We start from the raw sequence: 16,103 nt of genomic DNA, 5'->3' as shown, positions 1-16,103 counted from the left end.
CGGGGCGATTGGGAGAACTAAGGATGGCTCGACGCGGGTTGATGGTGCTGGTGTTCGCCTTGTTTTGCTCACTCGCCCACGCGGGGCAGGCCGCAACGACGCCGTCCGTGATTCACCTGGCCAGCGAAGAGTGGGAAGACTACACCGCCGCCGATGGCCACGGGTTGGGACGTGCTGCGGCAGGTCTTTGAACCGGCGGGGGTCAAACTGGACATCCGCACCGAACCTTACCTGCGTTCCATGGGCCTGGCTCAACGTGGCGAAGTGGACGCCTGTGTAGGTTCCTACCGTGACGAGTCGGACGAACTGCTCTATCCGCAGTGGAATTTCGACACCGATCACATCTATGCACTGGGGCTGGCCAGCAGCCCTGTACCGACCCCGCAAACCTTGGGCAATTATCGACTGGCCTGGGTCCGCGGTTACGATTATCAGGACTACCTGCCCAGCGTACGCCGCTACGATGAGGTGATCCGGCGCACCGGCATCGTCTCGATGCTGATCCACAACCGAGCCGACTTCTACATAGATGCGCTGACTGAGGTCGATTACGTCCTCAATCGGGCCAAGGATCCGTCCCAGTTCCGCCGCACCCATATCGCGGCGTTGCCGTTGTATCTGTGCTTTGCCAAGACGCCACAGGCTCGTACATTAATGGCACTGTTCGACCAGCGTATGGAAGCGTTGGTAAAAACCGGCGAACTGAAACCGATCTTCGAGCGCTGGAAGCAGCCTTATCCGTTTGATTAACCCTGTGGGAGCGGGCTTGCTCGCGAAAGCAGTCTGTCATACAGCATTGATATCGACTGACACGACGCCTTCGCGAGCAAGCCCGCTCCCACAGGTAGTAATAAGCCCGGTTATCAAACTTTTTGATTGTTATGGCCGATAATTCAGCCTAAGCGCCTGTCGGAACCTGCTGTTACAATGCCGGCCTGCGAATCTTCAGACTTTTAGATCAGGAGCACACCGGTGCCTGTCGTTTTTGTCGCCGCTTCCAAGCTGCCAACGCCTTTTGCGCAATTCACCATGCACGGTTTTCTCGATGAAGCTACCGGGCGCGAGCACGTTGTGCTGAGCCTGGGTGAGATCGCCGACGGTGCTCCGGTACTCGGCCGGTTGCACTCCGAATGCCTGACTGGCGATGCCTTGTTCAGCCAGCGTTGCGACTGCGGCTCGCAACTTGAAGCAGCGCTGCAGGCCATCGCCCGTGAAGGCCGTGGCGTGCTGCTGTACCTGCGGCAGGAAGGCCGCGGCATTGGCTTGCTGAACAAAATCCGCGCCTACGAATTGCAGGATGGCGGTGCCGATACCGTTGAAGCCAACGAGCGCCTGGGCTTCGCGGCTGACCAGCGTGATTACGCCATGTGCCTGCCGATGCTGGAGCACCTGGGGGTGAAATCCCTGCGTCTGATGACCAATAACCCACGCAAGGTCAAAGCCCTGACCGACATGGGCATTGTGGTCGCCGAGCGCGTACCGCTACACACCGGCCATAACCCGCACAACAAACTCTACCTGGCGACCAAGGCCAGCAAACTCGACCACATGATGGGTAACGAGCATCAGGGCGAGGTAGACCGGGCGTGACCCGCGGTCAGGTGCGGCGGCGGCTGTCCGTCAACTGGTGGCAATACTTTGCGCTGGCCTTGTTGCCGCTGTTGGTGATCAACGGCGTGTTCGGCCAGGGTGAGGCCATCTTGCCGGTGCTGGCGATGCCGTTGTTCATCGCCGGTGTCGCTTCGATGTTTGTCAGCCTGAAGTTCTTTGGCGGCTACAAACACGCGTTGATCGCCACCCAGAAAGCCCTCGATACCCCGGATGAACCTGCCGCGTGGATCAGCCTGGCCGCCACGCGGCGCACGGCTTTCCTCGCCGCCAGCTTGCCGGCGTGGATCGCTGCATTGGCGGTATTTGTCGGTCTTGAAGCGGTGCCGCTGATGCTGTTGGCGCTGTCGACCACGGTGCTGTTCTACCTCTACCGTATTCCGCGTCAGCTGGGTTGATGCGTCCTGTCTGGCTGGCATTTCTGTTGCTGGCCGTCAGCGGTTCGTCGATGGCGGCTGAGCGGGTAGTCAGTCTTGCGCCGTCGCTCTCGGAAATCGTTGTCGAACTGGGTTCCGCCGACCTGCTGGTAGGTGTGCTGGATGCCGGCGAGCGTCCCGCTGAGCTCAAGAACCTGCCCTCCGTTGGCCGCTACGGCCAGTTGGACATGGAGCGGCTGCTCAGCCTCAAGCCCGATTTGCTGCTGCTCTGGCCCGGCAGCGTCGGCCCGGCGCAGCGCGAACAGCTCAAGCGCTTGGGCATCCCGACCTACGTCGCCGAACCGCACAGCCTTGAGCAACTCACCGCACAGATCGAAGCGATTGCCACACAGCTCGGGCGACCTGAGCGTGGAACTGCATTGGCCGCCGATCTGCGTCAGCGGCTCAAGGAACTGCGTCAGCGCTATCGGCGGGATCAACCATTGCGAGTGTTCTACCAGGTCTGGGATCGGCCGCTGTACACCGTGGGCGGCGGGCAGATCATCAGCGATGCGCTTGATGTCTGCGGTGTGCGGAACGTATTTGCCGACCTGACACTGCCGGCACCGCAAGTCAGCGTCGAGGCGGTGTTGCAGCGCAATCCCGAGGTGATTCTGGCCGCTGATCAGGCTCAGCTGGAGGCGTGGAAGGCGTGGCCGCAGGTAGCGGCGGTGGTGAGTGGGCAATTGTTGCGGGTGACCGATAAAGGCCTGGAGCGGCCCAGTGGGCAAATGGTCGAAGCGACGGCCAAACTGTGCCATTTGATCGCGCCTGACCGCTGAGACCGAGGTGCTGCCTTCGCGAGCAGGCCAGCCCCGACACCATCAGAGTTCAGGGGTCCAGGTCACCCCAAACATCCACGCCCGACCTTCTTCGCGATACCCATACTGGCTGCCTTCATGGCTGTACAACACCCGGCTGTAACCCTTGTCCAGCAGGTTATCCACCTTCAGCTCCAGTTTGATCTCGCAATTGAGTTCCCAGCTGCTGCGTAACCCCAGCAAGGCATAGCCGCCCAATGGCTGTTGATTGTTCAAGTCGTCATAGCTGCTGCTGACCGCCTGCCAACTGGCGCCGAGGCCCAGTCGGTCGAACTGCCGATCCAGGTCCAGGCTCAAGGTGCGTCGCGCACGACGGGCCAGGGTATGTCCGCTATCGCGGTCCCTCGGGTCGATGATAGCCACGCCAAGGTTGCTCTGCCAGCCGAACAGTTCCTGCTTCAATGTCGCTTCGAAGCCGTTGATCCGTGCCGACGCAACGTTTTCCGGTCGTGAGTTGCTGCCGAAAATGATCGCGTCTTTCAGGTCGGTTCGGTACAGCGAGGCTTCCAGGCGACTGCTCTCGGTCAATTGACTGCGCCATTGCAGTTCATAGCTTTTCGAGGTTTCGGGCTTGAGGTCCGGGTTGCTGAAGTCCGGGTAATACAGGTCGTTGAAGGTCGGCGCGCGGAAACCTTCGCTGTAGGTCAGCAGCACATCGTTGGCCGGGTTCAACGGCAGGGTAAAGGTACCGCTCCAGCTGTTCTGGCCGCCGAATTGCTGGTTCTGGTCGCGGCGCAGACCCAGTTCGGTGGAGAAGCTGTCGGTGCGGTAGCGATGCTGAATGAACGCTGCACGGTTCCAGCGGCTGTCTTCGTCGAAGGCCGTGCTGCTGTTGATCCGGTCTTCGTACCAGTCGCCGCCGAGGATCAGACTGTTGTGCTCATTGAGCGTCAAGTCGTTCTGCCAGCTCAACGAGTCTCGATAAGTGTTGAACACACTGCGTTCATCGCTGAGCTTGTCGAGGGTCTTCTCGCGGTTTTCGCTGTGGCCGAATTCGATACGGGTTTTCCAGAGATCGTTGATCCTCGCGTCGACGTAACTACTGACACTGCTCACGTCGAATTCGCTGTAGGGCTGTTGCTGGACCGACTCGAAAGTGTCCAGGTCGAAGCGTCCGAACGGGTTGTCGAATTCACTTTTGCCACGGTTATCCAGCACATTGGCGCCGATTTCGATGTCGTCGCTGAGGGCATGGCTCAGGCTCAGGCTGAACGCCTGGTTGCGGTACGCGTCATGGTCGCCATCACTGGGATAGGACTCATGGGTGCGGTTGATCCCCGCGGTTTCATCGAGGCTGGCGCCGAGGTTGAAGCGGGTGTTTTCGTCACCACCGGATAGGCCAACGCTACGTTCCCAGGTTTGATTGCTGCCAACGCCCACATGCATTTGTGGGCGCAAACCGGGTTCGCTGCCACGACGGGTGAAGATCTGGATCACCCCTCCGATTGCGTCGCTGCCATAGATCACCGAGCGGGAGCCGCGCAGCACTTCCACGCGCTCGACCTGTTCGATGTTGATGTGTTGCAGGTTGCTGTCGCCGGACGTCGAGTTGCCGATCCGTTGGCCGTCCACCAGCACCAGGCTTTGCGCCGATTGCGTGCCGCGAATGTAAACTCCCGGCAGGCTGCCGCGTCCGCCGGTTTGTGCGATTTGCACGCCGGGTACGCGGCGCAACAGATCCGTCACGCTGTTTGGCTGCAGGCGATCGATGTCTTCGCGGGTAAATACGGTATTGGCGGCGCTGCTGTCGTTGCGTGCTTCGACCTGGCGGTTGGCGCTGATCAGCACGTCGGGCAGTTTCAAGGCTTGATCGCGCTCGAAGTTATCGGCCAGCAGCGGGCCGACCGGTAGCAGGGTCAGCGTCAGGGCGAGGGGGGAGAGTTTCATGGCAGTCCGTTGGTGCTTTGGAGCGAACACAGGTTTGAAAGGTACGTAAGCATGTGGGAGCGAGCCTGCTCGCGAAGGCGGTATGTCAGTCAGTTACCAAGTCGACTGACACTCCGCTTTCGCGAGCAGGCTCGCTCCCACAGGTTTTGCATGCATCCAGAGATTTACAGGTTGAGCAGCTGCAGTCGCTCGCGAATCGAAGCTTCGATCCCGGCTTCATCCAGCCCACACTCAGCCAGCATTTGTGCAGGCTTGGCGTGTTCGACGTAAATATCCGGCAAGCCCAGGTGCAGCACCGACTTGAGGATGTTTTCCCGGGCGAGGAATTCGCTGACCGCTCCGCCGGCGCCACCCATGATCGCGTTCTCTTCGACGGTCACCAGCAGCTCGTGGCGGGCGGCGATTTCACGTACCAGTGCTTCGTCCAGGGGTTTGACAAAGCGCATGTCGACCACGGTGGCGTCCAGTTTCTCGGCAACTTTCAGCGCCTCGGCCAGTTGCACGCCGAACACCAGCAGGGCGACCTTGCTGCCCTGGCGGCGAACCACGCCTTTGCCGATTTCGATCGGTTCGAGGTCTTTTTCGATGGCCGCGTTCGGGCCATTGCCGCGCGGATAGCGCACCGCCGCCGGGCCTTCGTACAAGTGGCCGGTGGTGAGCATTTTGCGCAGCTCGTTTTCGTCACTCGGGGTCATCACCAGCATGCCGGGGATGCAACGCAGGAACGACAGGTCGAAGCTACCGGCATGGGTCGGGCCGTCTTCGCCCACCAGACCGGCGCGGTCGATGGCGAACAGCACGTCGAGGTTTTGCACCGCCACATCGTGGACAAGCTGGTCGTAACCGCGCTGCAGGAACGTCGAGTAGATCGCCACTACCGGTTTCGCGCCTTCGCAGGCCATGCCGGCAGCGAGGGTCACGGCGTGTTGCTCGGCAATCGCCACGTCGAAGTAGCGCAGCGGGAAGCGTTCGCTGAAGGCCACCAGGTCGGAGCCTTCCTTCATCGCCGGCGTGATACCGACAAGACGTGGGTCGGCCGCTGCCATGTCGCACAGCCATTCACCGAATACACCGGAGTACTTTGGTCCGCTGGCTTTTTTCGGCGCGGCGGCCGGGGCATCCAATGGTTCAAGTTTGGTGATGGCGTGGTAACCGATCGGGTCGACTTCGGCCGGGGCGAAACCTTTGCCTTTTTTGGTGACGACGTGCAGGAACTGTGGGCCTTTGAGATCGCGCATGTTGCGCAGGGTGGCGATCAGGGTCGGCAGGTCGTGGCCATCGATCGGGCCGATGTAATTCCAGCCCAGTTCTTCGAACAGCGTGCCGGGAACCAGCATGCCTTTTGCGTATTCTTCGGTGCGACGGGCAATTTCCCAGGCACCGGGCAGGCGCGACAGCACTTTTTTGCTGCCTTCACGCATGCTGGCGTAGGTGCGGCTGGAAAGGATCTTCGCCAGATAGTTCGACAAGCCGCCGACGTTGCGCGAGATCGACATGTCATTGTCGTTGAGGATCACCAGCATGTTGGCGTCCACTTCCGGCGCATGGTTCAGCGCTTCGAACGCCATGCCGGCGGTCAGGGCACCATCGCCGATCACGGCAATCGCCTTGCGATCACTGTTCTGCAGCCGGGCGGCAATCGCCATGCCCAACGCGGCACTGATCGAGGTGCTGGAGTGGCCGACGCCAAAGGTGTCGTACTCGCTCTCGGAGCGGCGCGGGAACGCGGCAATACCGTCCTTCTGGCGCAGCGTGCTCATGCGCTCGCGGCGACCGGTGAGGATCTTGTGCGGATAAGCCTGATGACCCACGTCCCACACCAACCGGTCGTCCGGGGTGTCGAAAACGTAATGCAACGCGATGGTCAGCTCGATCACGCCCAGGCCGGCACCGAAATGCCCGCCGGTCTGACCGACCGTGTAGAGCAATTCCAGGCGCAACTCATCGGCCAGGGTTTCCAGCTCGGCTTCGCCTAACCGGCGCAGGCCGTCCGGCGTGTTGGCACGGTCGAGCAGGGGCGTGGTCGGGCGCTTGCGGGGAATCTCATGAAACGTCGTGGGCATCAGGCGAATCGTTATAGGTATAAAAGATGCGGCAGTTTACCTGATGCATCGGTCCCTGCCCACGCGTTGGTCTTTTTTGGCGGATACGCCGTCAGTTGCGGCGTTCGACGATATAACGGGCCAGTTCGCGCAAGGGCTCGGCTGCCGCGTCAAACGGTCGCAGGGCATGCAGGGCCTGATCGCGCAGTTCCAGAGCGTAGGCCTTGGCGGCGTCGAGACCGAGCAGGGACGGGTAGGTCGGTTTGTCGCGGGCAATGTCGGCGCCCTGGCGTTTGCCCAGGGTTTCGGTATCGCTTTCGACATCGAGGATGTCGTCCTGGACCTGGAACGCCAGGCCGATGGCCTGTGCATAAGTCTGCAGGGATTTTAGTTCGTCCTTCTCGGCACGGCCACTGGCCAGGGCACCGAGTTTGACACTGACCTCGATCAACGCGCCGGTTTTGTGCCGGTGCATGTATTCGAGGGCTTTCTGATCGAGTTTCAGGCCGACCGAGCCGAGGTCGATGGCTTGACCGCCGACCATGCCCGCCGGGCCTGCGGCCTGCGCCAGGGCGCTGACCATCTGCAGGCGAATCTCGGCGTTGGCGTCGCTCAGGCGCGGGTCGAGCAGGGCGCTGAAGGCCAGGCTCTGCAAACCGTCGCCAGCGAGGATCGCGCAGGCTTCATCGAATTTCTTGTGAGTGGTTGGCTGGCCGCGACGCAAATCGTCATCGTCCATCGCCGGTAAATCGTCGTGCACCAGTGAGTAAGCATGGATCAACTCCACCGCACAGGCCGCGCCGTTGGCTTGCTCGGCCTTGCCGCCCAGCGCTTCGCACGCGGCGTAAGCCAGCAGTGGACGCACGCGCTTGCCGCCGTTCATCACGCTGTAGCGCATGGCTTCATACAAACGCGCCAGCTCCGGGCCCGGCGCGGTGAACAGGGTTTCCAGGGCCGCGTTGACACGGGCCTGGCTGGTCGCCGAATACGCTGCAATCATTCTGGTTGATCCGCGTCGAAGGGTTCCTCGGCCAGCTCGCCATCGCGCTCGAGCAGCACCTGAACCTTTTGCTCGGCCTGGGCCAGCGCCGCCTGGCAATCGCGAGTCAGCCCGATGCCTTGCTCGAAAGCGGTCAACGAGTCTTCCAGCGATAATTCACCGTTCTCCAGACGCTCCACCAGCGTTTGCAGGTCGGCGAGGGACTGTTCGAAATCCAGTGCAGCTTTTTTGCGGGCCATGGCGGCGATTTCCGGTTGACGTTAAACCGGCGCGACACTAGCAGATAGGGGGTTTATGGGCAAATGAGCGGGGGATTTGCGCCATCCTTTCCTGGGTTGAACCAGTCCTGTGGCGACTCAACGCTACGATTATTCGGCTCATTTTGTGAGCCGAACAGGAACGCTAATCGGCTCACCGTGATTCCTCCCGCAAATCCAGACGCATCCGATTGTCAAAAAATACCTGCCCGTCTAACCTTCGTGCCATATCAGACCCTGTATTCTCGGGTCTTTCAGACGAAACGCAGTATCTACCTCTGTAACGCGCCGAGGATCAGGCGCAAGGTTTCGTCATGCATGGCAGGAGGCGTCACATGCGTTCGTTTCTTTTGCTGCTGATCGGGCTGGCCTGCGCGCCGGCCTTGGCCGCACCGAGTGCCGAGTTGTCGGAGCCGGTGGGCGGCTGGCGCTTCAATGGCTTGCTGGATCGTACGCAAAACCCGCAAGTCGCCTATCCCACGCCACCCATTGACCGGGGCGTGCAGCGTAACCGCACGATGATCGAAGGCCAGCTCAAGGCCATCGGCACGCAACGCGGTCCGCATACTCTGGCAGTCAACGGCAACCCACTGAATCTGTACACCGACGATCAGGGGCGTTTCGCCCGGCCGTACGCGTTCGGTGCCGGTTCCAACAGCGTCCAAGTGCGTAGCGCCGAAGGCCAGTCGCTCAAGCGCGTTCAATTCTATGAAGCCAATAATCTGCGCACGCCTGCGCGGATTCGCGTGGTGCTGGGTTGGGACGATCCGAAAGCCGAACTCGACCTGCACATCGTTACCCCCGATGGTCAGCATGCGTTCTGGGCCCGTCCGGCGATGAGCAACGGCGGCGGCCTCGACCCGGATGGCGTCGATGGGCCCGGCCCGGAAATGTTCACCATGACCGCGCCGCTGCATGGCACCTATCTGGTTTACGTGAACTATTGGGGCAACTTCGGCAGCGGCGGCTATAACTTCGATGAGGCCGGCAACCAGAACGAGGTGATCACCTCGCAGATCAATCTGGTGCTCAACGAAAACACCGTCGACGAGAAGCGCGAGACCTTCATCGTGCCCTTGCGCGCGATCGGTGACCTGCTGCTGGTCAAGACTTTCAACTATTGAGCATCCCGCACCACGGATGAATTGGGTTTGTATTCATGAGCGACAGCAACGATTTACCGGCAGTCCCCCCGGCCGCCGAAACACCGAGCGTCAAACCGTCACGCCGTTGGCCGGCCATTGTGGTCGGTGCGTGTCTGGTCGCGGGCGTGGCCGCCGGCATGGGCTGGTTGATGCAAAAAAGCAAAGCCCCGGCCCCGCAACTGGCGGCTGAAAAACTCGGCATGAGCCGCCCCGATGGCTTGCTGGAAACCCGTTCCCTGAGCCAGTTGCCCAAGGACTTGCTGGCAGTGCCGTTCCTCAAGGCAACCCTGACCGAAGATTTCGTCTTCTATTACGAAACCCACGCCGACCGCCTCGGGCTGATCGGCAGTCTGCGGCGGATCATTTACGAGCACGACCTGAAGTTGCAGGACACGTTGATCGAGCAGCTCTTCGATCAGCCGGCCGATGTGGCGCTGTGGCGTGGGGCGGACGGGCGGCTCAGGGATTTCCTGTTGGTGATGGATCGCGGCGGCCTGGCCAAGGTGCTCGAGCCCCTGGCGAAAGTGGCGCTGGATGATTCGCAACTGAGCAAGATTGCTGACGTGAAAGTCGGCGCCGATGACGTGGCGCTTTATCAGCTCACCTACAACGCCAGCAAGGCGCTGCTGTTTGCCTCCCATGGCGACAAACTGGTGGTGATGTCGAATCCGACCAAGCTCTACGATCCCCAAAGCGGGGTCACGCAAGAGCCGGGCAGTGTGTCGACCCAAGCCATTGCCGCGCTGCTCAGCGGCGACAAACTGTTCCCTGAAGCCTTCGGTCTGCAACCCCGTGCACCGGAGGTCAAGCAGCGGCTATCGGTCAATGCCAGTGTGTTGGCCATGGGGTACCAGCGTTTTATCCCGAACTTCGCCGGCCTGCGGTTCGACATGGACGACAAAGGCTGGCACAGCTTCCTCGCCATGGACGAACTGGACAACCAGCCGGATTTCGATTTCAAACCGATCTGGCAAGCCATGCCCATGGGCGCCAGCGCCTGCGTGGCCTTGCCGCTCGCGGTCGAACACCAGAAGCCGTTGCTGGTGAAACTTGGCGCCGAAGAGAACACAGCCCAGGCGTTGATCGAACACATGGCGGGTGCCGCAGGCCTGTGCTGGTACGCCGATTCGCGGCTGTACACGCCGTTGCTGGTGGCCAGCCTCAAGGAAGAAGACAGCGGCAGACTCGATGGTGATCTGGGCAAGTTGTTCGGTTCGATGGTGGGCGCTTATGAAGGCAAGGTCGAAGAACATGCGTTCCCGGTCGTCGAGAAGCAGGAAGGCACAACCCATCAATGGCAGCGTCAGGTCAGCTCCAATTTCGGCCCGTATGCCGCCAGGGACGCCGAGCAGCCAGACGCGATCAGCGGCAAGGCGTTCATGCGCGTGAGCCTGGCGCGGCATGGTTCGACGTTGCTGTTTTCCCTCGACGACAAGCTGGTGGACAAGGCGCTCGGCACCCTCGACAAACGCTTCCCGCCCATGGCGGATGTGGTGCCGAAAGACCTGCTGATGCCGATCTATTTCGGCCCGGATTCCATGGCGCAACTGATGCAGCAGGAAACCCTCGATAGCCTGCCCCAGGACATGGAACCGGTGTTCTATAACGCCGCGCAAACCTACCTGATCCCGAAACTGCGCACGCTCGGCGGCTACGGCAAGTACGCCCTGACCCTGCCCGAAGGCAGCGAACCTGACGGCCACTGGCAATGGCTGCCGTTGGAGTGGAAAACGCTGTGACTGGACTGATCCGAAACATCGGCCTGTTGGCGCTGTTGCTGACGGGGCAGGTATTGGCCATCGAAACCCCGGCGCTGGATGTGCAGCAATCCCAGGTATTCCGCGCCTGGTTCGTGCGCATCGCTCAGGAGCAATTGACCCAAGGCCCGAGCCCGCGCTGGTATCAGCAAGACTGCGCCGGGCTGGTGCGCTTCGCCGCCAACGAAGCGCTGAAAGTCCACGACGACAAATGGCTGCGCAGCAACGGTCTGTCCAATCGCTACCTGCCGCCGGAGTTGCAGCTGAGCGATGTTCAGCGCGGCCTCGCCCAGCAATGGCAGCAGGGCGGCGGCAAGGTCGGGCCGTACGTTAACGCGATCAAGCTGATCCAGTTCAACAGTCATCTGGTCGGTCGTGACGTCGCCCAGGCCCGTCCCGGCGACCTGATGTTTTTCGATCAGGGCGACGACCAGCACCTGATGATCTGGATGGGCCGCTACATCGCCTATCACACCGGCACCACGACTCCCACCGATAACGGCATGCGTTCGGCAAGCCTGCAACAACTCATGACATGGAAGGACACCCGATGGATACCCGATGCCGCCAACCCCAACTTCATAGGCGTCTATCGACTGAATTTTCTCTCCCAATGATCGGTGCGCGCATGCTGCGTTTTCTGCCTCTGCTGTGGGTTATGGCGCTGCCTTTTTCGGCGGTGCAGGCCGAAGACAGCGTCGAGCCGAGCGGTTATACGCCGGTAGCCGGTGAAAGTTTTTTCCTGCTGGCTGACAGCAGTTTTGCCAGTGATGAACAGGCAATGGTGCGCCTCGAAGCGCCCGGTCGCGACTATCGCCGGTTCCGCATGGAGCCTTACGGCGGTGCGGACATTCGGGTGTATCGGATCGACAAGCCGCTGGACTTCCTCAAGCGCCAGAAGAACCTGCACCGTGTGGTCAGCGACAGCCAGTTCAAGGGCGAAGGCCTGTCGAACACCCTGGCGTACCTGTGGGACAACTGGTACCGCAAATCCCGTCGGGTGATGCAGCGGGCGTTTTCCTACGAGTCGCGTAAACAAGTCACCGAGGAAGTGCCGGAGCTGAAGATGGGCGCCGCCATGGCCGCGCCAACGCCCTTCGACGCGCAGCCGCAATTCGCGTTGATTCCGGGTCTGCCGGTGGTCAGTCAATTTCGTTATCCCTTGTGGCAAGCCAAGCCGATCCAGCCTCCGGCCGGTGTGGCTCTGGCCGGGTCCTCCAGTGAGTTCGTCAGCGTCGCGCCCGGCAACGTCTATATCCCGCTGGGCAACCTGAAGCCGGGTCTGTACCTGGTGGAAGCGCTGATCGGCAAGTACCGCGCGACTACCATGGTATTTGTCTCCAACACCGTGGCGGTGAGCAAGATTGCCGGCGATGAATTGCTGGTGTGGGCCGCGCGCAAACACGAAGGCCGTTCGGTGCCCAAGGTCAATGTGCTGTGGACCGATGGCTTGGGCGTGATGAGCAGCGGCACCACCGATGCCGAGGGATTGTTGCGCCTGAAACACGTCAGCCCGGAACGTTCGTTCGTGATCGGCGAGGATGAGGAGGGCGGTGTTTTTGTCTCGGAAAACTTCTACTACGACAGCGAGATCTACGACACCAAACTCTATGCATTCACTGACCGACCGCTGTATCGGCCGGGGGATTGGGTGTCGCTGAAAATCGTCGGACGCGAGTTCAAGAATGCCCGGGATTCGGTGCGGCCAGCGGCCGCCGACGTCAACTTGACCGTGCTGGATGCGACCGGTACCGCGCTGCAAAGCCTGGACTTGAAACTCGATTCGAAGGCCGGCACCCAAGGCCGTTTTCAGTTGCCCGATAATGCCGTGGCCGGTGGTTACGAGTTGCGGTTCAACTACAAGGACCAGGCCTACAGCAGCGCCTTTCGCGTGGCCGAATACATCAAGCCGCACTTCGAGATTTCGCTGAACCTGGCCAAGCAGGATTACCGTGCCGGTGAGCCGGTCAAAGGCAATCTGGTGCTGCTGTACCCGGACGGTAAACCGGTGGCCAATGCAAAGCTCAGCCTGAACCTGCGGGCCCAGCAATTGTCGATGGTCGACAACGAGCTTCAGTATCTCGGGCAGTTCCCGGTGGAACTGACCAGTACCGAGCTGACCACCGATGCCAAGGGCAGCGCCACCCTCGACCTGCCGGCCGCCGAGAAACCGAGCCGCTACATGCTCACCGTGTTCGCCAGCGATGGCGCGGCGTATCGGGTCAAGACCACCAAGGAAATCCTCATCGATCGTGGTGCAGCGAATTTCCGCTTGAGCGCACCGCAGCGCTTCAGTGCGGTGGGCGACAAGGTGGCGTTCACTTATGCCAATCAAAGTGAGCAAGCTCAATCGATTGCGCCGAGCAGTTACGGCTGGGTACGACTGGAGGATCAGAGCACCGGCGAAGGCAAACTGACGGCCACCGATAAAGGCTTCAGCCTGGCCTTCGAGCGTCCGGGCACTTACAACCTGACCCTCAGGGATGAGCACGGTCGAACCCTCGGTGCTACAGGTCATTCAGTCACCGGCGACGGCGTCAAAGCGGTACCCGGCACTGTGGAAATCGTCCTCGACAAGCCCGAGTACAAGGCGGGCGATGAAGCGTTGGCGCTGATCACCTTCCCCGAGCCGATCAGCGATGCACTGCTGTCGCTGGAGCGCGACAAGGTCGAGGCCACGGCGTTGCTCTCCCGGGGCGGTGACTGGCTGAAGATGGAAAAACTCAGCGACACCCAATACCGCGCCCGCATCCCGGTGAAGGACAGCTTCACGCCGAACCTGACATTCTCGGTGCTGTACACCAAGGGCGGTCAGTACAGCTTCCAGAACGCAGGCATCAAGGTGATCGCGCCGCAGATCGACGTGGCCATCGCTACCGACAAGGACACCTATCAGCCCGGCGACACCGTGTCCGTGGACCTGACCACACAGTTTGCCGGTAAACCGGTCCCGGCGCATTTGACCGTCAGCGTCGTCGACGAAATGGTCTACGCGCTGCAGCCGGAAGTGGCGCCGAGCATTGACCAGTTTTTCTACCATCCACGGCGTAACAACGTGCGTACCAGCGCCAGCCTGTCGTTCATCAGCTACGACGTCGCGCTGCCGGGTAGCCCGGGTGCACCGGGCAAGGCCAACCGCAGCGAGCGTGGGGTGAAAGTGCTGGAGCGGCCGCGTCGTGAAGACGTCGACACCGCTGCGTGGCAACCCGAGCTGGTGACCGATGCCAACGGCAAGACCCGGTTCACCTTCAAGATGCCTGACTCACTGACCCGTTGGCGCATCACCGCCCGGGCCATCGCCGATGACGGTCAGGTCGGGCAGAAGAAGCAGTTCGTGCGTTCGGAGAAACCGCTGTACTTGAAGTGGAGCGGGCCGAGTAAATTCCGTTCGGGCGATAAGCCTGATCTTGGTGTGTTCGCCTTCAGTCAGGCCGAAAACCCGGTCAAGGCAGAGCTGGTGACTCATTATGAGGGCAGCGAACAACGCGTTCCGGTCACGCTCAATAGCGGCATCAATTACATTGCGCTGCCGGGGTTCGAATGGGCCAGTGGCGAGTGGACCGCCGAACTTGTGCAGGACGGTAAAACCGCCGATGCCTTGGCCGTGCGCCTGACCGCGAGCGGCGAAGGTTGGCAGGTCACGCAAAGCCAAAGCCTGGACGTCGGCAGTGGTGAAACGTCGCTGACCTTGCCGGCGGATGCCACGGATATCCGCCTGCGTCTGGATGACAGTCCGCAAGCGCTGTTCCGTTCGGCCCTTGATGATCTGCTGAGCTATCCGTACGGCGGTGTCGAGCAAACGGCCAGTCGCTTGCTGCCGCTGAGCATCGCTTATCCAACCCTGTCGTCGAATCCGCAGATCCGTGATCGCCTGCGCCTGATCATGCAGAACAGCCGCTTGCGCCTGGTGCAAATGGCCGGGCCGTCGGCGAGCTTCACCTGGTGGGGTATGGACGGCGAGCCGGACGCGTTCCTCACCGCTTACGCCTATTTCGCCGACTGGCACGCCAGCCAAGTGCTGGAACTGAATCTGCCGCCGGAGCATTGGCAGCGGGTGCTGGAGGTCTACGCCAGGCAGGCGAAAAACACGCCGCTGTTGCAGCGTGCGCTGATCCTGTCGTTCGCCAGACAAATGCAGTTACCGGTGAGTACCTTGCTCGCCGGCTTGATGGAGGATCTGGCGCAAGCCGGCGAGGGCAACGCCGCGAACATGATGGATGCGGAGGACGACAGCCTCGTCATGAGCGATCCGGATTCGGCGCTTGGCCTGGCGGCTGCCCGGGTAATGACAGCCTCGCTGGCCAAGCAATCGAAGGTCGCACTGCCGGACGCTTTCAACCGACAACTGGGCGACGCACAACAGCGATTGGCTGTCAGCTCCCAGCCGTTTGCCGAAGCCTTGAACCTGTCGCTGCAACCCTTCGATCAGGTCCGCGCGACGGCGTTGTTGCAACGTTTGTTGCCGCAACAATCAACCCTGGAACGGGCACTCGCCCTGACCTGGCTGCAACGTAGCATCGAACAGACTGCACCCGCCGTGGCACTCACTCCGGGTGAAAGCTGGAAGCAGGCGCGAGGCGTGACCGGTGAGGTGTACTGGCAGTGGCAGGGCGCTCAGGTACCCACCCTGTTGTCGCTGACCGGTGCGCAAGAACGTCCGCTGCGCGCTGCCTTGAGTTTCCAGACCCGGCAACCGCAAGTTGATCCAATGGACGTGAACATCACCCGACGCCTGTCGCGACTGGTGCCGGGGGACGAGGCCTTCACCTTCAAACTCGAAGCGGTCGGCACCGCGCCGCTGTCCAGCGACAGCCTGTACCTGGACGAAGTGATCCTCACCAGCAAGGCCGCGAAACCGTTGCGCTATGGCTTGCTCGAAGTGCCGCTGCCACCGGGTGCGGATGTCGAGCGTACGACATGGGGCATCAAACTCATGGGCAAGGCCGGCACCGAACCGACGGCGCTGGAAAAAGCCCGTTTCGAACCGGGGCAGCTGGCCTATGCGGTGCCGGTGGATGCGTTGAGCGGGGAACTGCGTCTGCGGCATTTGGTGCGATTTTCGCAGAAGGGGCAGTTCAACCTGCCGCCCGTGCGTTTCACCCAGGTGTATGCACCGCAGCATCGGGCCCAGGAACAGAAACCGGCGCTCGGTCAGGTCACGGTCCACTGA

11 protein-coding genes and 1 pseudogene are annotated in these 16,103 nt (G+C 61.4%); 8 read left to right on the top strand and 4 right to left on the bottom strand.

Annotated features, from left to right (window positions below; all coding sequences use genetic code 11):
* The first annotated feature begins 23 nt into the window (after positions 1-23).
* The 4 genes and pseudogenes from AC07ZE_RS26405 (at position 24) to AC07ZE_RS26390 (ending at position 2,806) form a co-directional block, all read left to right on the top strand.
* Positions 24-750: pseudogene (locus AC07ZE_RS26405) on the top strand (substrate-binding periplasmic protein).
* 222 nt (positions 751-972) lie between these two features.
* Entirely contained in the window at positions 973-1,590 is a 618-nt protein-coding gene (ribA, locus tag AC07ZE_RS26400; protein ID WP_044465292.1) for a GTP cyclohydrolase II, read from the top strand.
* A complete protein-coding gene (locus AC07ZE_RS26395; protein ID WP_207267265.1) occupies positions 1,587-2,006 on the top strand; it encodes an MFS transporter in 420 nt (139 codons plus the stop codon). Before ribA ends, AC07ZE_RS26395 begins: the two co-directional genes overlap by 4 nt.
* Positions 2,006-2,806, top strand: a complete 801-nt coding sequence (locus AC07ZE_RS26390) for a cobalamin-binding protein (protein ID WP_207267263.1) — start codon at positions 2,006-2,008, stop codon at positions 2,804-2,806. Before AC07ZE_RS26395 ends, AC07ZE_RS26390 begins: the two co-directional genes overlap by 1 nt.
* A gap of 42 nt (positions 2,807-2,848) precedes the next feature.
* Here the strand turns inward: AC07ZE_RS26390 and AC07ZE_RS26385 are convergent, their stop codons facing one another.
* The 4 genes from AC07ZE_RS26385 to AC07ZE_RS26370 all read right to left on the bottom strand — a co-directional run bounded on the left by AC07ZE_RS26385 (position 2,849) and on the right by AC07ZE_RS26370 (position 8,013).
* Positions 2,849-4,732 carry a TonB-dependent receptor domain-containing protein gene (locus AC07ZE_RS26385; RefSeq protein WP_207267261.1) on the bottom strand — a complete coding sequence of 628 codons (1,884 nt, stop codon included), beginning with the start codon at positions 4,730-4,732 and terminating at the stop codon, positions 2,849-2,851.
* 164 nt (positions 4,733-4,896) lie between these two features.
* Complete coding sequence (gene dxs, locus AC07ZE_RS26380) at positions 4,897-6,795, bottom strand: 1-deoxy-D-xylulose-5-phosphate synthase (protein ID WP_207267259.1); 1,899 nt, start codon at positions 6,793-6,795, stop codon at positions 4,897-4,899.
* Positions 6,796-6,886: 91 nt separating this feature from the next.
* The gene (gene ispA, locus AC07ZE_RS26375; RefSeq protein WP_207267257.1) at positions 6,887-7,774 is read right to left on the bottom strand and encodes a (2E,6E)-farnesyl diphosphate synthase; all 888 of its coding nucleotides are present in this window, start codon (positions 7,772-7,774) and stop codon (positions 6,887-6,889) included.
* Positions 7,771-8,013, bottom strand: a complete 243-nt coding sequence (locus tag AC07ZE_RS26370; RefSeq protein WP_007894317.1) for an exodeoxyribonuclease VII small subunit — start codon at positions 8,011-8,013, stop codon at positions 7,771-7,773. Before AC07ZE_RS26370 ends, ispA begins: the two co-directional genes overlap by 4 nt.
* A gap of 353 nt (positions 8,014-8,366) precedes the next feature.
* On the opposite strand from AC07ZE_RS26370, the gene AC07ZE_RS26365 reads away from it, so the two are divergent.
* The 4 genes from AC07ZE_RS26365 to AC07ZE_RS26350 are packed head-to-tail and all read left to right on the top strand — an operon-like array spanning position 8,367 to position 16,103.
* Entirely contained in the window at positions 8,367-9,155 is a 789-nt protein-coding gene (locus AC07ZE_RS26365; protein WP_207267255.1) for a YfaP family protein, read from the top strand.
* Positions 9,156-9,190: 35 nt separating this feature from the next.
* Positions 9,191-10,915, top strand: a complete 1,725-nt coding sequence (locus tag AC07ZE_RS26360) for a DUF2138 domain-containing protein (protein ID WP_207267254.1) — start codon at positions 9,191-9,193, stop codon at positions 10,913-10,915.
* Positions 10,885-11,550, top strand: coding sequence for a DUF1175 domain-containing protein (locus AC07ZE_RS26355; protein ID WP_219739437.1), 666 nt, complete (start codon positions 10,885-10,887; stop codon positions 11,548-11,550). The genes AC07ZE_RS26360 and AC07ZE_RS26355 overlap by 31 nt, the downstream gene beginning before the upstream one ends.
* Positions 11,547-16,103, top strand: a complete 4,557-nt coding sequence (locus AC07ZE_RS26350) for an alpha-2-macroglobulin family protein (protein ID WP_207267251.1) — start codon at positions 11,547-11,549, stop codon at positions 16,101-16,103. The genes AC07ZE_RS26355 and AC07ZE_RS26350 overlap by 4 nt, the downstream gene beginning before the upstream one ends.

Source organism: Pseudomonas sp. GW101-3H06 (assembly GCF_059424605.1).
Note: the sequence above shows the minus strand (reverse complement) of the source record. Positions and strands in the feature narration are given on the sequence as shown.